We start from the raw sequence: 24645 nt of genomic DNA, 5'->3' as shown, positions 1-24645 counted from the left end.
AACAAATTAATTTTTAATGTGATAAGCTTTACATTTTTCATAAAAAGTTGACTTACTTATTTCTAATAATTTCGCAGCTTCAATCTTATTACCTTGAGATTCAACTAGCGCTCTTTTAATAGCATCCTTTTCGGTCTCTTCAATCATTTCTTTTAGCGATTTTATGGAATTTTGATAAATGAATTGGGATGTATTTTTTTCTACAGTAAATGGTTTTTTTTGATTGATCGGATTATCGTATAAATAAAGAGGTAATTGCTTTGGTGTAATCACTTTACCATTTAGGACATTTATGCATCTCTCAAGTACATTTTCTAGTTCTCGAATATTTCCTGGCCAATGATGTGACTTAAGAATTTGAAAAACTTCATTTGAAATTTGAATACCGTTTCTATGAAATTTCCTTTCGAGTTTTTTTATTAATGAATTTGCAATGAGAGGTAAATCATTTATCCGTGATCTAAGTGGAGGGATATCTATTTTAATTACATTTAAGCGGTAATACAAATCCTGACGAAATTCCTTTAAAACGACCATCTTTTCAAGATCTCGATGAGTAGCAGCAATCACTCGTACATCAATGGAGATTGGAGAACTTCCACCAACTCTTTCTATTTCTCTTTCTTGAAGTACTCTAAGTAATTTACTTTGCATATGCAATGACATATCACCAATCTCGTCTAGAAAAATCGTTCCTCGATTTGCTATCTCAAATTTTCCTTTTTTCCCACCTCTTTTTGCACCTGTAAATGCACCTTCTTCATAACCAAAGAGCTCTGATTCTAGTAAATGCTCTGGAATTGAAGCACAGTTTACTCGTACAAACGGAAAATTCCTTCTTGGACTTGCATCGTGAATTGCATGTGCAAATAATTCTTTACCTGTACCTGATTCTCCAAAAAGTAAAATGGCTGATGAACTTGCAGATACTTGCCCTGCCAAATTTTTTGCAGCGTTGAAAACAGGAGTTTCACCAATTAATTGATTGAAGTTGTATTTACTACTTAACTCTTTTTCAAATTTCTTTTTATAATAATTTAATTCCTCTACTATTGGTTCTACTTTTTTAGAATACTCAACCCACTCTTGTGCATTCCTAAACATAACTGTTCCAACTGCACCTACTAATTCGTCCCCTACATAAAGCGGATATCGATTTGCTACCATCTCTGTGTTTTTTATTGGATGTATTTCAGCAACCTCTGCTTGACCAGTTTTAGCTACAATATGCATTCTTGAGTTTTCAATAACTTCATGGACCGCCATTCCAATTACTTCATCTGCAGAACGTCCAACAAACTCACAATACGATTCATTCATATATAAAATTCTGCCATCACGATTAACTACGACAATCCATTCAGTTGCTAGATTAATAATCTCTTGTATCCATTCAAACGGAAGTCTTTCTAACATACTATTCATACGATACCTCACTTTAAAAGTAGGATACAGGTAAAGCGAAAAGCAGGAACACGTCCCTGCTCTTCCTACCTTTTTTGTGTCCTACTGCACTGTATATCCTGCATCTATTACATTTGCTTGACCTGTAACCCCGCCAGTGTATTCACTAGCGAGAAATACTGCATAGTTTGCGATTTCTTTTACTGAAAGTAATCTTTTTTGAGGTACTAATGGATAAATTACTTCTTCAATTACACTCTCAAGTGGTACATTTCTTGATTTTGCTAAGTCAGCTAATTGGTTTTGAACTAGTGGTGTATCAACATAACCGGGACAGATTGCATTAACTGTAATCCCATCACAAGCACCTTCTAATGCAGCCACCTTTGTTAAACCAATTACTCCATGCTTCGCTGAATTATAAGCTGCTTTACCAGCGAATCCTATTAATCCATTGATCGAAGCCATATTAATAATTCGACCATACTTTTGGGTTTTCATGATCGGAAATACATGTTTGATGCTGATAAATGGTGCTGTTAACATGACCTTAACAAGTAATTCAAATTTTTCCGTAGGAAAGTCTTCAATTGATGAAACGTATTGTAAACCTGCATTGTTTATTAAAATATGTAATTCACCAAATTGATCGATTACTTTATGAATCGTGTCAACTACTTGTTCTTCATTTGTAACATCACACGCATAACCGATCGCATTAAACCCTAATTCTTGTAGTGAAGAAGCTGACTTTTGAACATTTCCTTCGTTTAAGTCGGTTAAAACAACTGTTGCTCCTTGCTCTGCAAAGGTTTTAGCAATTTCAAAACCAATTCCACTACCAGCACCAGTTATTAGTGCAACCTTCTCAGAAAGCATTTGCTGCATTTGTTTGCCTCCCTTAAAAAACTAGTTCACATTATTTAATAAGATTGGACTAATTGTGAATGTAGCTTCAGTCTTTTCAGTAATTTCTTGAATCGTTGCTTCACCTACACACTCTACTAAAACCATGCCTTTGTCTGTAAAATCAAAAACTGCTAATTCAGTAATTAGTCTATGAACTACGCTTTTTCCAGTTAAAGGTAAAGTACAAGCTTTTTTCACTTTACTTTCACCATATTTGTTTGCATGTTCCATAACAACGACGATTTTCTTTGCACCATTTACTAAGTCCATCGCACCGCCCATACCTTTTACCATTTTCCCTGGTATCATCCAGTTTGCAAGATCACCAGTTTCAGAGACTTCCATACCACCTAAAATAGCTAAATCGATATGGCCTCCTCTGATCATTGCAAAAGATTCAGCACTATCAAAATAAGAAGCTCCTTTAGCAGCAGTTACTGTTTCTTTTCCTGCATTGATTAAATCAGCATCTATTGCTGCTTCTGTTGGATATGGTCCAATACCTAATAAACCATTTTCAGACTGTAGCATTACTTCAATACCTTCTGGAAGATAGTTTGCTAACAAAGTAGGAAGTCCGATTCCAAGGTTTACATACATGCCATCTTGAATTTCCTTAACCGCAGTTTGAATAATTAATTGACGAATATCTTTCATGTTATTAGCCTCCTATACTCCTGTAGTCATTCTACGTTCAATGCGTTTTTCGTATGTTTCGCCGTGGAAAACATGTTGTACATAAATGCTCGGTGTATGAATTGCATCAGCATCAAGTTCTCCAACTTCTACAACCTCTTCAACTTCGGCAATTGTAATTTTCCCAGCCATCGCTGCAAGTGGATTAAAGTTACGAGCAGTTTTTCTAAACACTAGATTTCCTTGCTTATCAGCTTTCCAAGCTTTAACAAATGCAAAGTCACCTACGATTCCCTCTTCTAATAAATATGTTCTTCCATTAAAAACTTTATGTTCTTTTCCTTCTGCAATTGGAGTTCCTACGCCTGTAGCTGTGTAGAATCCTGGGATTCCAGCGCCACCTGCACGAATACGCTCTGCTAAAGTCCCTTGAGGAACTAGTTCTACTTCAAGTTCTCCGCTTAAGAACTGCTTTTCAAAAATTTTATTTTCTCCAACATATGATGAAACCATTTTTTTAATTTGTTTATTTGCTAGTAATAATCCAAGTCCCCAATCGTCAACTCCACAGTTGTTACTTACGATTGTTAAATCCTTTGTCCCTTTATCTCGTAATGCTAGAATCATTTTTTCAGGAATACCGCAAAGACCAAAGCCACCGACAATAATCGTAGCCCCATCATGAATTTGTGAAACAACCTCTTCTACTGAAGTAATTACCTTATTCTTGCCCATTATTTTGCTCCCTTCAAAAGTAAGATTAGTAGTTTAACATTCTTAAACAAGTCCTGTAAGTTTAAATACTGCAATGATTAAGAATACTGCAACTGTTTTAATGATTGTTATTGCAAAAATATCTTTATATGACTGGCGATGTGTTAAACCAGTTACAGCCAATAATGTAATAACTGCACCATTATGAGGCAATGTATCCATACCACCTGATGCCATCGAAATAACACGATGCATCACTTCTGGCGGAATATTATATTTATTGATTGCCTCAATATACTTATCAGACATTGCACTAAGTGCAATGCCCATACCACCTGATGCAGAACCTGTAATACCTGCTAATGTTGTAGTCGTCACAGCTCCATTTACTAATGGATCTGTGAATGTATGAGAAATTCCTTTACTGACTAATCCAAAACCTGGTAATGCAGAGATTACTCCACCAAAACCATACTCAGCACCAGTATTCATCGACGCAAGTAGTGCTCCGCCAATGCTTATATTAATGCCTGATTTTAAATTTGTTCGAATATTTTTGTAGCCATAAATCATCGCTGAAAGGATCCCAATAACGAGGGCACATTCTACTGACCAAATACCAACAACTGCAGTAATATCAACAACCCCAAAAGCTTCTAAACCAATCGATTTAAAATCAAATCCATTTGGATACCATTTTGGGAATGAAACAACAAAAAATTTATTTGAAAATCCAACTAATAATAGTGGAACGAAAGCTACAATTTGTTTTAAAACTGGTGTAGGAGTATTTGTCGTTATTGAAGGAACTTCTGTTTGAGTTTCTTGTGTAGCAGCTAGTTCTCCATTAAACCCAAAATAACCTTCCCCTGCTTTTTCTGCCTTCTTACGTCTTGATTCTAAGTACCAAAGACCGACTGCAAGTACAAAAACAGCAGCTAGAATTCCTAAAAATGGTGCCGCATAAATATCCGTTTTGAAAAATGTAGTCGGGATAACATTTTGAATTTGCGGTGTACCAGGCAATGCATCCATCGTAAACGTAAAAGCACCTAATGCAATTGTTCCAGGAATCAATCGCTTTGGAATATTGCCTTCACGGAATAAGTTTGCAGCAAATGGATAAATTGCAAATACTACAACGAACAAGCTTACTCCACTATATGTTAAAATTGCCCCCATTAATACAATCGCTAAAATTGCTCTTTTTGCTCCAACTAGCTGAATAATTGTTTTTGCGATTGATTCAGCAATTCCAGACATTTCAACGATTTTACCAAAAATTGCTCCAAGTAAAAATACAGGGAAATATAGCTTTATAAAACCAACCATTTTTTCCATGAAAATATTACTAAAGAATGGTAATACATAACTTGGTTCAGTTAAAAGTACTGCAAATAATGCACAAATTGGGGCAAATAAAATAACAGAAAACCCACGATAAGCTACAAACATTAAAAGTCCCAATGCTAATAAAATAATGATGATTTCCATAATAACCTCCTTGTTATCTTTACGTATTGGTAATTTTGATAACGCTTTCATCCAAACTTTTAAGTAGTTTGAAATCCACTATTTACTGCATTTTGCTTTTTTTAACAGATTGTACTTCTGCTTTTATACAAGCAAATAGTGTGCCAAGTTATTATTGAAATTTATTCAGACTGTTGACAATCGCTCGCTTTCTTCGTTTCTTCGTCTGCCTGCGGTGCTCATTACCGTTTAGGGTAACTCTGCTCCTCATCAGACTTCGCGCCTCGAAAGACAAACGTTTTCAATCAGTCTGAACATCAGAATTTTAGGACTTTGTGTACACTACAACTATTTATTTTATAATACTATTAATATTAGGGTAATTTATAATTTTCTAACTATTTTAAATAGAGTTTTTCCGAGATTTCGGAATTTCACTTCAATAAAATTCCGAAAACCTGGAAATTCCAGAAATTCGGAATTTTATTCTTTGAACATATTGTGAACTTTTTAAATTGAACTATACTGTCGGATTAATTTCTCCATCCAATCATGTACTTCTAAAAATTGAAAACCTTCTTTTCTAGCTTTCTCGTTACTCAAAGACTGATCACTATATGCATCGAATGGCGACTGATGTTCACTCGGACCTTTAGAGCTGATAATAGCCTTTTTTCCAGTTTCCTTTTCACATATATTTACAATCTCTTTAAATGTAATACTACCATTAGAGCTCGCATTAAAAGGACCACTTTTAATCGATTCGTTTTCGCCTAACCATAGTAAAAACTCAGCGGTTTCATCAGAATCGATAAAGGTCATCTCTTTGTTTAAATCAGAAATTATCATTTCTTCATTATTAGATATTTTATTAACGTGGAAAAGCAATCTCTTAGTATAATCATCCGGTCCTAATACGATTGGAAATCTAGCTGCAAACACTGGAAAACTTGCTTCCTGAAATAAAACAGCTTCACAAAGGCGTTTCCCTTCCGCATAAGAATATTCATTATCTTTGTTATACACAACTGGATAATTAAAAGGATCAAAGTCACTTTCCACATGATTTAAGCCAGTATCATAGACTGCTAATGAAGAAGTAAAAATATATTTTTTAACATGATTTGTTAGTAGTTTAATAATTTCTTTCGCTTCAATCGGAGTATAACAAATATTATCATAAACAAGATCCCAATTATGATTACTTAAACTTGTTAAAGTCTCAGGATTTCGTCGGTCGATGACAAATCGATTAACTTGATCACCGAAGCTATCTTCCGTAAGTCCCCTTGTCGCGATTGAAACATCATAACCTTTTTCGATTAACTTATGAACAAGTCGTTTTCCGAAAAATCTCGTACCACCTAATACTAAAACTTTTTTCATTTTTTGAACCCCCAAAGAAAAAATACACATACTAACAATTCGCCATAAAGTAACAAAATACCTTTTTTATAAAGGGAACTTCTTTTAGCAAATTAGGTTTTCTATCTAGCTGTTTTTGTTATCTTGCTCTATCCACGTAAAAGAGTCTTCAATTGATCTGCACTTTTAACATAAAAAAAATAGCGAAGGCATCTTCAATTTTACCGAAGAAGCCTTCACTATTTTTATAATATTGATTTGATAAAAAGAGGGGCTATTCCTTTTCAACACCCCACTTTTTAAAGTGTTTTACTTTACAGTAACCTGACGTGATACTGTACTGCTCTTATTTCCTGCTTTATCAACTGCATAAATCGTAATTGTTAATTTACCAGCTTTTTGTTTTGGTAGTTTCGCTGCAAATGTACCATTACTAGATGCATTTACATTCGCTACAACTTTCGTGCCGTTTGAAATAACAATTTTCGCATTTGCTTCTGCTTTACCGTTTACTTGAATACCTGTTTTCGAACTTACAGATACACTTGTAATCTCTGGTTTATTTGGTGCTGTGCGGTCTAATACTGTTGTTTTCGATGCAACACTTTCATTTCCAGCTGCATCTTTAGCTGTTACATAAAGAACTGTTCCTGCTTTTTGCTTACTTAGTGAAATTTTATATGTTCCATTTGAAGCTACTTTTCCTGTTCCAATTACTTTCGTACCATTCTTGATTGTAATTGTAGCGTTTGCTTCTGCTTTACCAGTTAAAACTACATCGTTGTCATCAATAGCATTAATAACTGGTGCTGTAGGTGCTGTTCTGTCTAATACTGTTGTATTAGAAGCCCCACTTACGTTTCCAGATCCGTCAGTAGCTGTTACAGTTAAAGCTGTTCCTGCTTTTAGCTTACCTACTTGGATTTGGTAAGAGCCGTTTGAATCTGCTTTTCCTGAACCGATTACATTGTTACCAACTTTTACAGTGATTGTTGCATTTGCTTCTGCTTTACCAGTTAATGTCGCATCTTTATCACTAATTGCATTTACCACTGGTACTGTAGGTGCTGTTTTGTCCAGTACTACAACATCGAAAACATTACTTTCATTTCCTGCTTGATCTTTTGCAGTTACTGAAAGGATTGTTCCTACTGCTTGTTTTCCTACTTGAACTACAAAATAGCCGTTTGAATATGCTCTACCTGTTCCAATTACTTTATCTCCATTTTTTACGATAACTGTAGCGCCTGCTTCTGTACTACCTGTTATTTCCGTATCATTATCACTGAATGAATGAATAACAAGTGTAGCAGGAGCTGTTTTGTCTAATACTGTTGTATTAGCATCTTCACTCACATTTCCATCTGAATCTTTAGCAGTTACTGTTAGAGTTGTGCCTGCTGTTTGTTTACCTACTTGAATTTCAAATAATCCGTTTGCATCTGCTTTTCCAGATCCGATTTCTTTAGTACCATTTTTTACTGTAATTGTTGCATTTGCTTCTGTTTTTCCAGTTAGTACTGTTTCATTGTCACCAATTGGATTAATGATAATAGAATTTGGTGCTGTTTTGTCTAATACTGTTGTAGTAGAAGCTGCACTTTCATTTCCTGCTGAATCTTTAGCAGTTACTGTTAATGTTGTGCCTGCTGTTTGTTTACCGATTTGAATTTCATAAACTCCGTTTGAATCTGCTTTTCCAGTTCCAATTTCTGTATTGCCATTTTTTACTGAAACTGTTGCATTTCCTTCTGATTTACCTGTGATTACTGACTCGTTATCAGCAATTGGGTTAATTGTTGGTGCATTTGGAGCCGTTTTATCTAGAACCTTAACAGTTGTTGCTGCGCTCACGTTTCCTGCTGCGTCAGACACAGTTACTGTTAATTCAGTGCCTCCAGCAAGTGGGCTAATTCCAATATAGAACTTGCCTGCTTTGTTCGCGTCTTCAGTACCGATTACTTTTCCATCTGCTTTCACAGTAACCGTACCATAGCCTTCTACTGTTCCAGAAATTTGCGTATCATGGTCGGTAACAGCATTTACAACCGGTGCAGTAGGCGCAGTCGTGTCAGTAACAGAAACTGTTACATCCTTGCTTGCATTTCCTGCTGCGTCCGTTGAACTTACATAAAGAGTTGTACCTGCTTTTTGCGGTGCGATCGTAACTGAGTAGTTTCCATTTGCATCCGCTTTTGCACTTCCAAGTACACCATCATTGTTTCGTACAACTACAGTTGAACCTGCTTCAGCTTTACCTGTAACTGTCTTACTGCTATCGCCTACATTGTCAACAACCGGTGCATCTGGTGCCACGTTGTCACTCACTGTAATTGAAGTTACTGAGCTAACTTTATTGTCATCATTCGTTGCTGTAATACTTAATACTGTTCCTACTGATTGCTTAGCGATGCTTAAACTGAAATCGCCAGCTGCATTTGCTTTACCACTTGCTAAAACAGTGTCTCCCGCTTTTACTGTAACTGTAACATTAGGGTCTGCTTTTCCAGAAATTGTTGTATCTCCATTACCTAAGCCTTTTACAACTGGTGCGTTTGGAGTTGGTACCGTACTTGTTGTGATCGTTACTGCGTTCGATACACTTGCATTTAAACCGCCTGTGATCGCTACACGTACTTGGTATGTCGTATTTTCTGCTAAACCTGTAATCGTTGCTTTTCCATCTGTTACATTTAATGGCCCATCAACAGTAGCTGTTTGCCATGAAGAACCGTTATTCACACTCGTTTGGATTTTGATCGCTGTTGCATCCACTGCTGGGTCCCATGTGAACGTTGCTTTGTGTGCACTGCTATCCACATTTTTGAATGTGTTTACACCTGATGTGATACCAAGTACGTTAAAGTAATCAGTAGCGTATTTTCCATCTACCATTTCTTTTGGTGTGATCGTCGCATCGAAATTGGTTTTGTACAGGTTCCCGACAAGATAGTTCATATCTGTGATATCCACCACGCCGTCTTGGTTCAAGTCTTCCGGATTGAAAGCGGGACCTGCTTTTTTCACGCTGTATTTCTTTGCGACGGCTTTTACGTCAAGAACGTCAATCACGCCGTCTCCGTTTATATCTCCTGCTAGACCGTTCGGTTGCTTAGATGTAGCTCCGATATAGCCGCTAAACTGACCTACATTGTCGCCCCATGGAGTCTGCGCCGTCATTGTGATGGTCTGAACGCTCTTTAAGTGCCCCGGTGCTTCGATAATCACTTTAAATGGGTCGTTTGAAAGCGGAATGCCTAATATATTTACATACCCTTTCGGATCAATTGTTCCTGGGTACTTAGAACCATCCGAAAGTAGTGCATATGCTTTTGCATTTAGTGTGCTATAGTCGATAGTAAAGTTGTTATTAAACGCTTGAAGTCTAACAAAGGATTGGATTGAATTATGCGTTGGTAGAACTTGGAAGCTGTTGACCCGACCAAACGCTGCAATGTTGGTCGGCTGCGTTTGACCATATTGCATCATGCTGAAGTCGGTCTTTACATCATCCTCCACCATATTCCCATATATAATCCCTGCCGGCGATTGCGGGTCATCGTTCTTCACTTTTAATGTTACGTTCAGGAATGGCATCTTATCGCCGCTGAATCCTTTAAAGTCTTCTCCGCCGCTTAAATGTGCGCCTACATTAATCATGGTTTTGCTTGCATAAAGAGGGTCAGGCGTTTTAACCGGCGTATCCACATTGACCTTCACGCCATGATCATTTGCCCATTTTTGGAATTCTGGCGCTACCGTCACCCCTTGCAAATCGTACACATCGTTGAAGTACGATGCATTATATGCCCCTGACATCATTTGCTGTACATTGTGAAGATTCAAAGTCATTGTGACCGTATCATTCAGGGTCACTTTTTGTTTGTCATACGTCGGCACCATATACGGCGTGCCTTGTTTAACAAATACATACTGATGGAAATCATTAACAATTTCCGCATTTCCTGCTACATCATTAGGGAAGAGAGTGACGATTGCTGGGCCATTTTCAATGTCCGATTTTTCAATCCCGAATTTTGTATCACCATTTGAATCGGTCGGGAATACTCCTTCTGGATCGTCAATGCGATTATAGTAATAGAACAACGAGTTATTCGATTGGGTGATGCCTAAGGGAGCCAACTGTGCGGTTCCTTCATCATATAGGTTGGCATGAACCCAGAAAGCATGATAAGTATTGCCCTCCTGTTTTTCATCCGTATAATCTGAATCATTTAGCTCGTATACGCCTGGAGCATGGTCTTTATAGGTCAATTTCGGCAATTGGTTGTCCACTACAAATGGCATCGACTTCTCATACGTTTTAGCATACATATTTGTCGTATCAGTGGCACGGAATTTAATCGTGTACTGACCTTCTGGTAAGGCTGCTTTGGTGAACTGGTTTGTCAATTCTTTCGACGGATCGCCGATAAATGGATAGTAAATACCTGCGTCAAAAGGAATCGATAAAAACACATCCGTTGGCGCTGTACTTGCACTAATCGGCGATGGTGCCGTAGCTCCAAGTGCGTTGCCGTTTTTGTCATATATTACTGCCCACACGTATTTCATCGGGTTGTTTAATGTGAAGCCGATATTCCTTGAACTGCCAAGGTTAAAAAATGAAGGGATGACTGGCTTTCTAGTCGTGGCAGCATTGTCGTCCATCATCAAGTTGCTGACTCCTTTTTCCACCGTACGAACAGCAAGTGGCATACGATACGTTTCAGTTGGATCATTATGGTTCACAATATTCAAATACCCTTCGTATCGACCATACTCCGCACTATCAGGCACGTTTACAGTTGCTGTAAAGTCCGTTGTTTCACCTGCTTTTACTGTAAGTGATGGAGTGTTTGTTGTCACCGTAATACCGTTTTTATTTGCATCACTTACTGATGCACTTGGTTTAATGAAAGTTGCAGATATATCAAATGTTTTGTCAGTGTTTCCACGATTTTTTACTTTCACTGTTCGATTACTTGTATTGACCGCACCATCTTTTTTATAAACTGCACCAAAAGTTAATGAGCCTTTTTCGTAATTCAAAGTTACACTATTACCGCTACTATCAAGGTTTTCAGTTGTGTCTTGCGCTTTAAAGCTCACGTCACCTTTTACTGCTTTAACTACATTGACTAAACCCGCACCTTGTTCGTATACAGAATAATTACCGTCTAGATTTCCAGCAGTATTCGTTAACGCTGCTTTTACGTCAGCTGGCGTGTAATCTGGGTGAGCTTGTAAAATTAGTGCCGCAATACCTGTCACATGTGGAGATGCCATCGATGTACCTGAAATACGAGCATATGCGTTACTATAATCTACTTTATCTGGGCTATGGACGAAATATGGATATGTTGAATAAACCGATACACCTGGTGCAACAACATCTGGTTTAATATCATATGTCGAAGCGACTGGACCTCTAGAACTGAAGCTCGCTAAGTGATTGCCCTCTGTATTCGTTGAACTAATATTTGAAAAAGTGATCGTATTTGTGCCTGATACAGTTCGTAAACGTTCACCATCAGCTTTTGTCATACGGAATGTTGGGATAAACCCATCATCACTTGCTAAATAATTATCGATATCCCCATCAATATTGTTACTCATAATAGCTGCTACCGCGCCTGCTTTCGCTGCATTCGTAATTTTTTCGGCTAATGCGTTTGTACCACGTGCTATTAGTGCAACTTTTCCAGATAAGTCGATTGGATTACCATTTGCATCTTTAAAATCAGCTGCTTGCGCTAAACCAACATCAACGATTTGGTACGTTTTATTCTCAAGATCTGTTATACGATCGCCATATCCTTTTCCTAGTAACTTGAAGTTAGTAAATGTTTCATTACCTACTTTTGCTGATGCAGTCGGAATACTTACCGGGAAGTCACTTGCTCCAACCGTAATCGCAAGCGCTGAAGCACCCGGAGTACCAAGTGTTCCTTCACCTGGACCAGAGTTCCCTGCTGAAATTACACATGTAACACCTGCAAGAGTTGCATTATTGATTGCCACTGCTTCAGCTGATAATGGATCATTTACAGGTGCTCCAAGAGATAAGTTAATTACTTTCATACCATCTTGAACGGCTTTGTCAATTCCACCAATAATTCCATCATCGTAACCTGTACCGTATGGACCAAGCACACGATAGTTATACAAGTTTACGCCTGGCGCAACCCCTTGAGCTGGGAAATCTACATTATTTTTCGATTGAGCAGCAATCGTACCTGAAACGTGTGTACCGTGGAATGTGTAGTATGGCTCTCCACCATCACCTTCTGGTTTGCCAGCTTTTACCCAATCATCAACTGTTGTTTCCATTGGATCAGCATCGTTGTCAACGAAATCCCAACCTTTAACCGTTGATGGGTCGATTTTGCTTGCATCTTCACCGGCTTTTGCACGGTAACCTTTGTATACATCCGTTAAATCTGGGTGATTATAATCTATCCCTGTATCAATAACCCCAACATTAATTCCTTTTCCAGTCGTGCCATCTTTATGCAAGTCATCAATTCCAGGTAATGGAATATAATTTTCTGGTAGATCGCTAACACTTTGTTCACTTTTTGCCGAAGCCTTTAGCTCACTTGGGTCAAGCTTAACAATATTATCGTTTAGCACACGAGCTACTACATCAGAATCTAATAACTTCTCAACTAAATTACCTGGTAGGGTCATTGCTACCCCATTTAATGCATGTGTATATTCACGCGTAATTTGAGCCGTTGCGTCGCCATCATTGCCAGATGTTTCAGTAGATGCTTCATTTTGTGTAATAGTTAATGCAGACACTGTATTAGCTTTACTTTCATTATTATTTTTGTTTAACCCATTCACAAATGACTTGAATGATGCATGTGAAGCACTAACTGCGCTATTTTCTGCGCTTAATGTAGTTGTTTCACCTTCTACTGCTTTTTGTAGCACACTTATTTTTGCTGGTGCTTGTTTAAATTCGACAATGACACGCACTGGATTACTTGTCGTAGTGTCAATTTTTGGTGAAATCTTTACATCACTATTTGTTGATATTTTCTTTAACGCGTCAATTTGATCTGCCGTTAAGTTAGGCGTAGTTGTTTTTTGTGCAACAGAGCCCATTACCGTTTTTGGTGTGGTAGTTTGATTTGTCGCGATGTTAGGTGCAGCAGCGAAAACATTAAACGGAATCAGCGATGTAACAACAAATGCACTGATTGACGTTTTCGCTAAATTTGTTTTTAATTTCCTTTTACTCAAATTGTTCTCCCCCAATTTTTATAATTTTTTGACAATTTTCTTTCTTTTTTTCATTTTAGCGCTAGCAATCGACATCGTAAATTGGGGGAATTTAAACAATTCAACTCTAAAAATAATCAATTTAGCATCCGAATTTTCACTAAAGATTAACTAATACTACTTATAGAGCTTTATTTTTAGATAATAATCATTAGGGGGAATTTTCTACTTTTTAATCCAAAAAAATAAATCCTTGCATTTTCGATCAAGCTTCATTATATTTTTTTAATTAAACTAAATTTAACTACTAATTTTTTCTTAATAAAACACTAATAAAAACAGTCAAAATTAAAAAAAATTAAGAAAAAAATCTACAAAAAAAAAGAGACTAAGTGTCTCCTTTTTTACTAAAACAATTCTAGTTACTCTTAATCTCAATATAATGTGTTTCAGGACGTGCACCTAATCTAAGTGGTATTTTCGTCGTTCCATATCCATTACTAATTATTTGAGTTATTCCATTATATTTACGTGTTTTCCCTTTCTCGTAGGGACCATATCCAAAAATCCTAATTTGCCCACCATGCGTATGACCACTTAAAACAAGTGATACTCCATGTTCTTCAGTTAGTGACTTCAAAATTCTCGGATTATGACTCACTAAAAGCTTAAATGTATCTTGCTCAACACCTTGAAAGGCAAGATCAATGTCAACATGCCCTGTCTTCAAATCATCTACTCCAATTATTGCCCACTCATTTTGTTGATGACTTATCATATCAGCTGCATTTTTTAATACGACTACATTCCATTTATTAAAAATTTTCTCTATGTCCTTTTTTTCTATTTCAATATCATTATTTCCCCAAACAAAATAAACCTTACCAAGACTACTTAGCCTCTGAATATTTTGTTCAAGGCGTTTAAGTGGCACACCTTTTTCAACTAAATCTCCGCCAATAATGACAAGATCAACTTGATTTTTCATTTGCTCTATAATAGAAGAATGAACTTTCCTTCTATGAATATCAGAAATAAAAAATAGTCTAATTGGCTTTTCAAGAGGAGTATTTGAAAAAGAAAATTCATGTTTTCTTACTATATTTAAGTGAGCTTCTATAAACATATAAACTAACAAAAGAAAACCTAGTATTATACAAATGATAAATAGATTTAACATATAGCCCTCCATTTCCAGCATCGGAAAATTTTCATCGCGCTGTGTGCTTTTCTAAAAAGGACTTTTTCGCAAATACTCTTACTTAATTTCCTTTATAATTCTCGCAGGATTTCCTCCAACGACTACATTGTCTGGAACATCTTTTGTTACAACGGCCCCAGATGCCACAACTACATTATGACCAATTTTTACTCCTGGATTAATAATGGCTCTTCCGCCAATCCAAACATTATCACCAATCGTAACTGGTTTACCAAATTCTGCTCCACTAGCTCTTTCAACTGGATCAAGTGGATGTGTCGCAGTATAGATGTGTACACCAGGTGCCATAAAGCAATTTACTCCAATATGAACAGGGCATACATCCAAAATGACACAATCAAAGTTTGCGTAAAAATTTTCACCGACGTGAATATTATATCCGTAATCACAACGAAATGTCGGTTCAATGTATAGTGCTTCTCCAGTCGAACCAAATAACTGTTTCAATAGTTCTTCCCTTTTACTATTTTCAGTCTCAAGCGTTATGTTAAACTCACGCGTTAAACGTCGAGCATTAACTCTCTCTTCGACCAACTGAGGATCCCACGCCAAATATAGCTCACCATTTATCATTTTTTCCTTTTCACTCATAATATCTTTCTTCATCTTTTTCTAATCCCTTCTTTCCATTTTACCTATCAACTCGTGCCTCCAGTGTGTTAAAGTATGATTATTAAATTCAGCCAAATTCATTAAAGGAGGTATTTATTTGGATTTAACGATTTACTTATCATTTATTGGAGTATCTTTATTATTAATTATAGCACCTGGACCAGATAATATTTTTGTTATGGCTCAAAGCATTTCTTACGGAAAAAAAGAAGGAATCGCAACGGCTTGCGGTCTTTGTTCAGGAGTGACAATTCACACTCTTGCTGCTTCGATTGGATTATCTGCCATCTTATATAAATCAGATGTCGCTTTTTCCATTTTAAAATACTTAGGAGCTTTTTATTTACTTTATTTAGCTTATCAAGCCTTCCGTTCAAGTAGTGAAGTCGGTTCCTTTACAAAACCAAAAAAACAAACTTTACCAGCTTTATACCGTCGTGGTTTTTTGATGAATGTACTGAATCCTAAGGTTTCATTATTCTTTTTAGCATTTTTACCTCAATTTATAAACAAGAGCGGTATGGCAGTTCCTCTACAAATGATTATTTTAGGTTTAACTTTTATGGTATTAACACTAATTGTATTTTCTATTATAGCGATTTTTGCAGGTAGCTTAGGTGAAAAATTGTTACAAAATGAGAAATCTTCTAAAGCTATCAATCTAGCACAAGGAATTATTTTTACGGCAATCGGATTAAAACTATTTTTTATGGACCGATGAAAACGCATTTTAAATTGAACAGAAAAATGAGTACTTTAATTAGTACTCATTTTTCTATTTGTTGGGAAGTAAAATTTATCTATTTACTCTGATCTTATTGTTTTTTTATATAATTTTGTTCTGTTTTAGTTAATTCACATTCTATTTTATTATTATTTCGTTTAATTTAGTAGGTTTCCCTCAAATATTCATAATTCATGGTCCTTTATTTGCAGAATACCCGATTTTAATTGCAGTTTTCACTTTTTTATTTGCAGATTTGCAATATTTATTTGCAGATTTGCAATATTTATTTGCAGTTTTAGCTATTTTATTTGCAGTTGCACTATTTTATTTGCAGTTTTGGCTTTTTCATTTGCACTTTCACTAATTTTATTTGCAGTTTTCATCATTTTATTTGCACTTCATCATGATCTTATCGAAAATCTATAAGATTTTCAGTTCTCCAGCTTTAATCATACCTGCTTGTTTTAAGAACATATACACGATATACGAAACAATCCCTGGAACTAATATGTACGTTACCACCATAGGTATAATAGCTGCGCTTCCATATGTAGCCAATAAATTCATTGGAGCAACGAGTGCACATAATCCTAATCCAGCAATTTCTTTTGGTGCTTCTATATGAAATAAGAATGCAGATATTGGTCCAGCGACAGCACTTGCAACGATAGTTGGAATAAGGATTTTTATATTTCTAGTTACATTTGGCAGCTGTAACTTAGGCGTGATAATTAATAATCCAAGAATACTTCCTGGATCATTCTCTCGAGCAGAGATAATAGCTAAACCTACAAATTGTGCTGCACATCCCGCTAATGCAGCTCCCCCAGCTATGCCATCTAGATTCAATGCAATTGCTAGTGCAGCAGAAGAAGCAGGTGAAACAATTAATATCCCCCAAACTACAGCCAATACAATAGAAGCAATAATTGGTGAACCTTCAGTTGATCCTTTAATAAAATTCCCAACTGCTATTAAGATCGGTGAAATCCATTTTGATAAATATAGTCCAATTAATCCGGCAATTAAAATTGAAAAAAGAGGTACAACCATTAAATCTAGTTTCGTTTTACCTTGAATCGCTTTTCCAATAAATATAGCAACTAAAGCAGCCAATAATGCTCCGACTGGTTCTCCCATTTTAATGGTCATTGCCGTATCTACCATTAATAATGCTCCAGAACCTATTATCGCAGCGGCCATTGCTGAAAATATAATCAGTGTACCGCACCCTAATAAAACTGCTATTCCTGCTCCAATAGCTGGTGCCATTAATAACTTAGTTGAAAGTCCAATCGTCATTAACGATTCAAAGTGAAAAATTTTCCCAATACTTTCAAGTAAAGAACCGATCCCGATCATAACAAATACGGCATGCGCAATACCTTCTGATGCTTTAAAAACACTACTTTTTTCTTGCGTACTCATATTATACCTACCTTTTTTTAGTAACTACTCCTAGTATTTGCTAAATGTATCGAAAATTATTTATAAATAGTAGCATAAAGAAAACTCGCCGATTGGCGAGCCTTTAGGCGAAAACAGAGGGGTAGTTGCACTTATATTTAATTCCTAAAATTGGAAACTACGTCGACTTATCCTCACCGCCTGCAAATTTATACTTTCTTAATGTGCAAAAAAACGTCCAAATGATTGGACGCTTTCAATTAGAAAATTATACCATATTCGTCGAAAAGCTTAAACACTCTTCCGCTTTCAGGATTTGTTTCCAAACTTCATTCGTTGAAGTTCCACCTTCACTTATTCTTGCTTCCATAACTGTTTTTGGATTTAATGTATGATAAATATCCTCTTCAAACACTTCATTTATTTCCTTATATTCTTCTAGACCTAATTCCCCAAGAAATTTACGATTCTCGATTGCATATAAAACTGTTTTGCCAACAATTTCGTGAGCTTGACGGAATGGAATATTTTTTCTAACTAAGTAGTCTGCTAAATCGGTAGCATTTGAATAATCATTCTTAACAGCTTCATACATACGATTTTCGTTTACTTTCATTGTATCGATAATTCCTGAAAGTAATTTCAATGATCCCACAACAGTATAAACAGTATCGAACATACCTTCTTTATCTTCTTGCATGTCTTTGTTATAAGCTAAAGGTAGTCCCTTTAAAACTGTTAATAATCCGATTAGGCTACCATAGACTCTTCCTGTTTTACCTCGAAGTAATTCTGGAACATCTGGGTTCTTTTTCTGCGGCATAATACTAGAGCCCGTACAAAAGGCATCATCTAATTCAATAAACTGAAATTCTTGACTAGACCAAATGACAAACTCCTCTGACAACCTAGAAATATGTGTCATGAGTAGTGATGCATGTGAAAGGAACTCTACGATAAAATCACGATCGCTTACTGCATCTAAACTATTATGGTAGATATCACTAAAACCAAGTAATTCAGCAGTACGATAACGGTTAATTGGAAATGTAGTTCCAGCTAATGCGCCTGCACCTAATGGTGAAATATCTACACGTTTTAAACCATCTTTGAAACGGCTCTTGTCACGTTCAAGCATCCAAAAATAAGTAAGGATATGATGTGCAAATGAAATAGGCTGTGCTCTTTGTAAGTGCGTATATCCAGGCATAATTGTATTTACGTGCTTTTTTGCTTGAGAAACAATTTTATTTTGAACGTCTTCAATTAATTGAATAATGGAGGACGTATTATTCTTTAAAAATAGATGCATATCGGTTGCAACTTGATCATTTCGACTGCGACCTGTATGTAGTTTTCCTCCTACAGGTCCAATTTCTTCAATTAACAAACTTTCGATATTCATATGAATATCTTCATTTTCAACGCTAAATTGAACTTCATTTTTCTCAATTTTTTTTAAAATCTTGTTTAAACCTTCTATTATTAAATCAGCTTCTTTTAGTTCAATAATGCCACATTCGCCAAGCATAGTCGCATGCGCTATACTACCAGCTATATCTTCCTTTGCCATTAATTGATCAAATTCAATTGATGCTGTAAATTCTTCTACTAATTGATTTGTATCCTTCGTAAAACGTCCGCCCCAAAGCTTTGACATAGCTACCTCCTATTTACAAAACGATTTTATTTACTTAAAACAGTATTTTTATGTGTTACTTCGCTATATACCTTCGTTGGTAATCCCCACAGTTTAATAAAGCCTACTGCTGCATTGTGATCAAACATGTCACCCTTTGAATAAGTTGCAAGCTCTTCATTATATAAACTGTTTTCAGATTTTCTACCTACTACTGTATGAGTACCTTTAAATAATTTCACACGAACAACACCAGATACCGTCTCCTGTGTTGTATTAACAAACGCATCTAAAGCTCCCATTAAAGGTGAATACCATAATCCATCGTAAAGCATTTTTGAAAACTGCTGTTCGATATTTACTTTAAAGTTTGTCACTTCACGAGGTAATGTAAGGAACTCTAATTCTTTGTGGGCATTGATTAAAATTAATGCCGCTGGGTTTTCGTAAACTTCACGAGACTTAATGCCTACTAATCTATTTTCAATATGGTCGATTCTTCCAACTCCGTGCTTTCCACCTACGCCATTTAACTGTTCAATTAATTGAACTAGATCAATAGATTGACCGTCCAAGGCAACAGGAACACCTTTAATAAATTCAATTTCAAGATATTCAGGTACGTCAGGTGTATTTTCAATAGCATTCGTCCAATCAAATGCTTCTTCAGGAGCTTCATTCCATGGATTCTCTAATACACCCGCTTCACATGCTCTTCCCCAAATATTTGCATCGATTGAAAATGGATTATCTAAATCAACTGGAATTGGTACACCATTATCATTTGCATATTGAATTTCTTCATCACGAGTCATCCCCCATTCACGAACAGGAGCTACTACTTTTAGATTAGGATTTAAAGCCATTACTGAAACCTCGAAACGGACTTGGTCATTTCCTTTTCCAGTACAACCATGAGCTACTGCAACTGCCCCTTCTTGTTCAGCTACTTCCACTAATAGCTTTGCAATTAAAGGTCTTGATAAAGCTGAAGATAAAGGATACTTCCCTTCATATAAGGCATTCGCTTTTAGAGCGGGAACAATATATTCATTTGCAAATAAATCTTTAACATTGATCATATATGACTTAATTGCACCTAAATTTAACGCTTTTTGACGAACAGATTCTACATCTTTTCCTTCCCCTAGATCAAGACAAAGTGCGATGACATCATAGTTATATTTCTCCTGTAACCACTTAATACAAACTGAAGTATCTAAACCACCTGAATATGCTAAAACAATTTTTTCATTTCCCATGTTATTACCCCCGATAGTCGAATTTTAAAAATAGAATAGATTGTTAGAATTATAAATTACTCATTAAAGCAACAAGGATTGATTTTTGAGCATGAAGTCGATTTTCCGCTTCATCAAATACAACTGAATGCTTACCGTCAATTATTGAAGCCGTAACTTCTTCTCCTCGATGTGCAGGCAAGCAGTGCATAAATAAATAATCTTCTTTTGCGTTTTCTAATAAGTGATCATTTACTTGATATGGGCTAAAATCTTTTAATCGTATTTCAGTTTCTTTCTCTTGCCCCATACTGGTCCAAACATCCGTTATAACAACATCCGCTCTGCTTACACCATCAATTGGATTATTGACTACTTCAATCACACTTCCAGTCGTTTTTGCAACATGCTTCATTGATTGAAGTACAACTTTATTTGGCTCATACCCTACGGGACAAGCAATCGTTAAATAAACACCAAGCTTAGCTGCCCCTTCAATTAACGAATGACAAATATTATTATTCCCATCTCCAACATAAGCAATCTTTAAACCTTTTAATCTACCTTTATGTTCAAGAATTGTTAAGAAATCAGCCAATATTTGAGCTGGGTGGTGCAGATCTGTTAATCCATTGATAACGGGAATTGACGAGTGCTCAGCAAACTCCGTTAGCATTTCATGAGAGTTTGCACGAATCATTACTCCATCTACATATCGAGAAAATACTTTAGATGTATCATGAACAGATTCACCTCTACCCAACTGTAAATCTTTGCTGCTCATAAAGATTGCATGACCACCTAATTGCATCATAGCGATTTCAAAAGAAAGTCTCGTTCTAGTTGAATTTTTTTCAAATATCATCCCTAATACTTTGTTTTTTAAATATGGATGCGCCTCTCCCGCTTTTTGCATATTTTTCATCTCTAATGATTTTTCAAGTAAGAATAATAATTCACTTGATGAAAACTCACTAATCGTTAGAAAATTTTTCCCTTTAAAATCCGACCATTTTACAGAGCTAAAATTCCCTTTTGTAACATTCCCCTTTGGCATTTGTGTATAGTTAGTTTTTTTCACATGATTTTCTTGCAATACTTTACTCATAAATCCATCCCCTTTTTTAGAAGCATCAGATTCTTATATAATGAATTATTATACACAAATATAAATAATTATACAATTCCTTTTTTAGTTTTTTTTGGTAATTTTTTTAGATAAATGTACCACATCTAGAAAAACCCTTGGTATTACTACCATCACACCGGAAAACAAACTGGAAAAACCACTAAAAATAAAAAAAGGTGAACCAACCAAACTCCATTTACGAGTCGGTTAATTCACCTTCACTAATATTTATTCATTTACCAAGAAATGACTTTAACATCCAAAGCATCTTTTCTATTTCGGCAATTTTACCTAGAAATAAATCAGCTGTTTCTTGGTCATTACTTTCTTCTGCTATTGAAATTACATCACGTGATTCTTGTACAATTTTTTCATAGTCTTTAATTAAATCTGATACCATTTCTTCTGCAGAAAAAGTATGATTTCCTTCTTTGATCGTAGCAGTTTCTAAATATTCACGAAGTGTAGCAATTGGTTTTGCACCGATTGTTAAAATTCGTTCTCCTAATTCATCTACCATTACTTTCGCTTCATCATAATATAATTCAAATTTTTCATGTAGCGTAAAGAAATTCTGTCCTTTTACATACCAATGATAATTATGTAATTTTACATATAATACATTCCAGTTCGCGAGTTGCTGATTTAATAAACTTTCTAAGTTCGTCAATTTTGTTCACACTCCATTTGGCTATTCTTTGTTTAAATACATACATAGAAATTTTTCCCAAAAGGAGTGACTTCTATTCTATTCTTTCCACGATACTTCAATTGTATTTCGAAATAGTTCATTCAGATCATTAATATTTACTTTGCTAAACTCCTTGATTTCCTTTACATACTCTTCAAAAAATTGGATTTTATTTTCAATGAACTCATTTAATACATCTTTTCTTGGCTCTAAATCAAATTCTTCACCTTGTTTTTTTCGGATTAATAACTGGTTTACTTCCTCTAAAAATTCCTTCTCTAAACCTTCAATTTCTAGTAAGTCATCAAACAAAATTGGAGGAATTTCCTTATATTTCTCAAGCCACATACAAGCTAATATCGGTCTTAATACATAAAAATACTTTTTAATTTTCACTTCTTGACCTTGTAAATAATCTCGATAATTCCCCTTGGCCATATGAAGATAATGGTAGACACAAGCCTTTGTAGAAAGGATTTCATTACCAATCGATCTTAGTTCTTCTGAAATTGTTAAATCATCTGAATAAACAATTGGTGATCGCAACCATTCTAATAACGCAGGATTTGATTTCGCAAATAGATTAAGTGCCTTTTTTATATCCCATCCACTGAAGTCAAGCAAATCATTAATTGGATATTCTATGACATCACGTTTTTGATCAATACTTAAATACCAATCTTTCCGGTGAACATAAACAAACCTTACATCATAATCACTATCTTTAGATGGAAATCCCCAAGCCCTACTTCCCGACTCAACTGCAAAGAGAATCTTTACATCATGTTCACGTTCTATTTGTTTTAGTTTTTCAGAAATGATTTCCTTCATGATTAACTCCTTCATTACATGCTATAGTATAACTAGTATAAACGATTGGATGTGTGACAAGTGGAAAACTTTATTTATGTTTTAAAACCAGTTCGATCAACTTTTTTAAACGATTCAACAGAGGAAGAAAGAAGTATCGTATCAGAGCATTTTCATTATCTTCAAAATTTAAATATAGAAAAAACCGTGTCACTAGCAGGCCGAACAGAAAACGCTGAGTTTGGAATTGTCATATTGCATGCAGAAAACTTACAACATGCTCAAGGAATAATGCAAAATGATCCAGCAGTTAAAAAGAATGTTATGACCGCTGAATTATACCCTTTTTTAATAGCACTAAATTAATAAAATAAGCATCGAAATTGACTAATCTAGCCATTTTCGATGCTTTTCCTTTAATGATTAAAATTAAAAAATATCTCTTCAAGTTCTTTAAAACTAGCAGCTTTCTTAGCTGCTTCAGACTTCTCTTGATAAAAACTAATATTACTAAATCGATGTAGTAATAAATAAATCATTAATTCATTTTGAAATTCTTCATTTAATTCATTTTCGGAATATCCATAGCTTTCTAGAAAAATTTTATTTAGTCCTTCGTATGGATAAAACATAAATGCAATTGGTCCAAGTAAATCATATTTAGCGTTACCTACAAAGCAATCAGCAAAATCAATTAAACCAGTAAATTTCCACATACCATCTACTTTATTCATGATTAAATTGAATGGCGTATATTCTCCAGTTAATAGTACGGTCTGTTCATTGTCTCGAAATGTTTTACGAACAACATAACTTTGTAATTGGCTACATAGCCCTTCATTCATTCCGTTATTTCTATGATGAATTTCTAATTGCTGTAATTGATTCGATAAAAATTGATTCCAATGTTCATAGTCTTCTTGCCTTGAAGTAATCGTTGCTTCATGAATTTCTCTAATTATTTTTCCTAAATCAAACGCAATTTGCTTTTTCTCTTCTAGCGATAACTCATCAAAAATATCGATTAAAAGTGTACCTTTTAGTTCACTCATTATTAAATAATTCCAACCTTCAAATTGTCCGGTCGTTATTATTTGAGGAAGATCTACAGAAAAAGTTCGGGCATTTAAAAACTCAAGAACTTGCTTCTCCTTTACAAACTCATCATTCACATAGGATGGATATAATTTAATAACACTTCTACCATCTACACTAAAAACAATATTCCCACCGTATGAAAATCGAGTAAGCCTCTTGTAATCTATCTTTTCCAAATCACAAATTTTGCTAATCTTACCTTCCCAAAAACAATTTTTCCCACGCATTATTTTATACTTATCTTTTGTTATTTTATAAAGATAGGTCATATAAACACCTCTTATATCTGTTCTCTATCATATAATTATCAGTTGACGCTAACAAAAATACAAGCT

Annotated in this window: 18 protein-coding genes; 2 read left to right on the top strand and 16 right to left on the bottom strand. The window is 35.4% G+C overall.

All coding sequences use genetic code 11. The annotated features are described in order from the left end of the window. Positions 1–6: 6 nt before the first annotated feature. The 9 genes from CN692_RS01050 to maa form a co-directional block, all read right to left on the bottom strand. Positions 7–1425: a sigma-54 interaction domain-containing protein gene (locus CN692_RS01050; protein WP_098117155.1), complete on the bottom strand. Its 1419-nt coding sequence runs from the start codon at positions 1423–1425 to the stop codon at positions 7–9. 81 nt (positions 1426–1506) lie between these two features. Continuing rightward, a complete protein-coding gene (locus tag CN692_RS01045) occupies positions 1507–2283 on the bottom strand; it encodes a 3-hydroxybutyrate dehydrogenase (RefSeq protein WP_098117339.1) in 777 nt (258 codons plus the stop codon). A 30-nt stretch (positions 2284–2313) separates the two neighbouring features. Beyond that, on the bottom strand, positions 2314–2970 hold the full coding sequence (locus tag CN692_RS01040) for a 3-oxoacid CoA-transferase subunit B (RefSeq protein WP_098117154.1): 657 nt from the start codon (positions 2968–2970) through the stop codon (positions 2314–2316). A gap of 12 nt (positions 2971–2982) precedes the next feature. Beyond that, positions 2983–3684, bottom strand: a complete 702-nt coding sequence (locus CN692_RS01035) for a CoA transferase subunit A (protein ID WP_098117153.1) — start codon at positions 3682–3684, stop codon at positions 2983–2985. A gap of 42 nt (positions 3685–3726) precedes the next feature. Further along, positions 3727–5157 carry a GntP family permease gene (locus tag CN692_RS01030; RefSeq protein WP_098117152.1) on the bottom strand — a complete coding sequence of 477 codons (1431 nt, stop codon included), beginning with the start codon at positions 5155–5157 and terminating at the stop codon, positions 3727–3729. Between the two features lie 489 nt (positions 5158–5646). Beyond that, positions 5647–6522 (bottom strand): NAD-dependent epimerase/dehydratase family protein, encoded by an 876-nt coding sequence (locus CN692_RS01025; protein ID WP_098117151.1) that lies wholly within the window; start codon positions 6520–6522, stop codon positions 5647–5649. A gap of 288 nt (positions 6523–6810) precedes the next feature. Next, positions 6811–13755 carry an Ig-like domain-containing protein gene (locus tag CN692_RS01020; RefSeq protein WP_098117150.1) on the bottom strand — a complete coding sequence of 2315 codons (6945 nt, stop codon included), beginning with the start codon at positions 13753–13755 and terminating at the stop codon, positions 6811–6813. A 397-nt stretch (positions 13756–14152) separates the two neighbouring features. Continuing rightward, positions 14153–14914: a metallophosphoesterase gene (locus CN692_RS01015; protein ID WP_179874347.1), complete on the bottom strand. Its 762-nt coding sequence runs from the start codon at positions 14912–14914 to the stop codon at positions 14153–14155. Positions 14915–14992: 78 nt separating this feature from the next. Continuing rightward, the gene (gene maa / locus CN692_RS01010) at positions 14993–15550 is read right to left on the bottom strand and encodes a maltose O-acetyltransferase (RefSeq protein WP_098117338.1); all 558 of its coding nucleotides are present in this window, start codon (positions 15548–15550) and stop codon (positions 14993–14995) included. 115 nt (positions 15551–15665) lie between these two features. On the opposite strand from maa, the gene CN692_RS01005 reads away from it, so the two are divergent. After that, positions 15666–16289, top strand: a complete 624-nt coding sequence (locus CN692_RS01005; RefSeq protein ID WP_098117148.1) for a LysE family translocator — start codon at positions 15666–15668, stop codon at positions 16287–16289. Between the two features lie 426 nt (positions 16290–16715). Here CN692_RS01005 and CN692_RS01000 read toward each other — a convergent pair whose 3' ends face one another. The 6 genes from CN692_RS01000 to CN692_RS00975 form a co-directional block, all read right to left on the bottom strand. Further along, entirely contained in the window at positions 16716–17723 is a 1008-nt protein-coding gene (locus CN692_RS01000; protein WP_098117147.1) for a PTS sugar transporter subunit IIC, read from the bottom strand. 247 nt (positions 17724–17970) lie between these two features. After that, complete coding sequence (argH, locus tag CN692_RS00995) at positions 17971–19362, bottom strand: argininosuccinate lyase (RefSeq protein ID WP_098117146.1); 1392 nt, start codon at positions 19360–19362, stop codon at positions 17971–17973. Positions 19363–19388: 26 nt separating this feature from the next. Further along, entirely contained in the window at positions 19389–20603 is a 1215-nt protein-coding gene (locus CN692_RS00990) for an argininosuccinate synthase (protein ID WP_098117145.1), read from the bottom strand. A 49-nt stretch (positions 20604–20652) separates the two neighbouring features. Beyond that, entirely contained in the window at positions 20653–21639 is a 987-nt protein-coding gene (gene argF / locus CN692_RS00985; protein ID WP_098117337.1) for an ornithine carbamoyltransferase, read from the bottom strand. A 304-nt stretch (positions 21640–21943) separates the two neighbouring features. Further along, complete coding sequence (locus CN692_RS00980) at positions 21944–22381, bottom strand: Dps family protein (RefSeq protein ID WP_098117144.1); 438 nt, start codon at positions 22379–22381, stop codon at positions 21944–21946. Between the two features lie 78 nt (positions 22382–22459). Beyond that, entirely contained in the window at positions 22460–23233 is a 774-nt protein-coding gene (locus CN692_RS00975) for a nucleotidyltransferase domain-containing protein (protein ID WP_098117143.1), read from the bottom strand. A 60-nt stretch (positions 23234–23293) separates the two neighbouring features. Here CN692_RS00975 and CN692_RS00970 point away from each other — a divergent pair, with 60 nt between their 5' ends. After that, positions 23294–23578, top strand: a complete 285-nt coding sequence (locus CN692_RS00970; RefSeq protein WP_098117142.1) for a YciI family protein — start codon at positions 23294–23296, stop codon at positions 23576–23578. A 50-nt stretch (positions 23579–23628) separates the two neighbouring features. Here the strand turns inward: CN692_RS00970 and CN692_RS00965 are convergent, their stop codons facing one another. Then, positions 23629–24579: an aminoglycoside phosphotransferase family protein gene (locus CN692_RS00965; RefSeq protein WP_098117141.1), complete on the bottom strand. Its 951-nt coding sequence runs from the start codon at positions 24577–24579 to the stop codon at positions 23629–23631. Positions 24580–24645: the final 66 nt, after the last annotated feature.

The organism is Bacillus sp. AFS002410 (assembly GCF_002556365.1).
GTDB lineage: Bacteria > Bacillota > Bacilli > Bacillales > Bacillaceae_G > Gottfriedia.
The sequence above is the reverse complement of the archived record's forward strand: the minus strand, read 5'-3'. Positions and strand labels throughout refer to the sequence as shown.

What these genes read in the sequence shown, in the direction of transcription:
- CN692_RS01050 (WP_098117155.1), bottom strand. Translation starts at nt 1,425, where the DNA reads ATGAATAGTATGTTAGAAAGACTTCCGTTTGAATGGATACAAGAGATT.
- CN692_RS01045 (WP_098117339.1), bottom strand. Translation starts at nt 2,283, where the DNA reads ATGCTTTCTGAGAAGGTTGCACTAATAACTGGTGCTGGTAGTGGAATT.
- CN692_RS01040 (WP_098117154.1), bottom strand. Translation starts at nt 2,970, where the DNA reads ATGAAAGATATTCGTCAATTAATTATTCAAACTGCGGTTAAGGAAATT.
- CN692_RS01035 (WP_098117153.1), bottom strand. Translation starts at nt 3,684, where the DNA reads ATGGGCAAGAATAAGGTAATTACTTCAGTAGAAGAGGTTGTTTCACAA.
- CN692_RS01030 (WP_098117152.1), bottom strand. Translation starts at nt 5,157, where the DNA reads ATGGAAATCATCATTATTTTATTAGCATTGGGACTTTTAATGTTTGTA.
- CN692_RS01025 (WP_098117151.1), bottom strand. Translation starts at nt 6,522, where the DNA reads ATGAAAAAAGTTTTAGTATTAGGTGGTACGAGATTTTTCGGAAAACGA.
- CN692_RS01015 (WP_179874347.1), bottom strand. Translation starts at nt 14,914, where the DNA reads ATGTTAAATCTATTTATCATTTGTATAATACTAGGTTTTCTTTTGTTA.
- CN692_RS01000 (WP_098117147.1), bottom strand. Translation starts at nt 17,723, where the DNA reads ATGAGTACGCAAGAAAAAAGTAGTGTTTTTAAAGCATCAGAAGGTATT.
- argH (WP_098117146.1), bottom strand. Translation starts at nt 19,362, where the DNA reads ATGTCAAAGCTTTGGGGCGGACGTTTTACGAAGGATACAAATCAATTA.
- CN692_RS00990 (WP_098117145.1), bottom strand. Translation starts at nt 20,603, where the DNA reads ATGGGAAATGAAAAAATTGTTTTAGCATATTCAGGTGGTTTAGATACT.
- argF (WP_098117337.1), bottom strand. Translation starts at nt 21,639, where the DNA reads ATGCCAAAGGGGAATGTTACAAAAGGGAATTTTAGCTCTGTAAAATGG.
- CN692_RS00975 (WP_098117143.1), bottom strand. Translation starts at nt 23,233, where the DNA reads ATGAAGGAAATCATTTCTGAAAAACTAAAACAAATAGAACGTGAACAT.
- CN692_RS00965 (WP_098117141.1), bottom strand. Translation starts at nt 24,579, where the DNA reads ATGACCTATCTTTATAAAATAACAAAAGATAAGTATAAAATAATGCGT.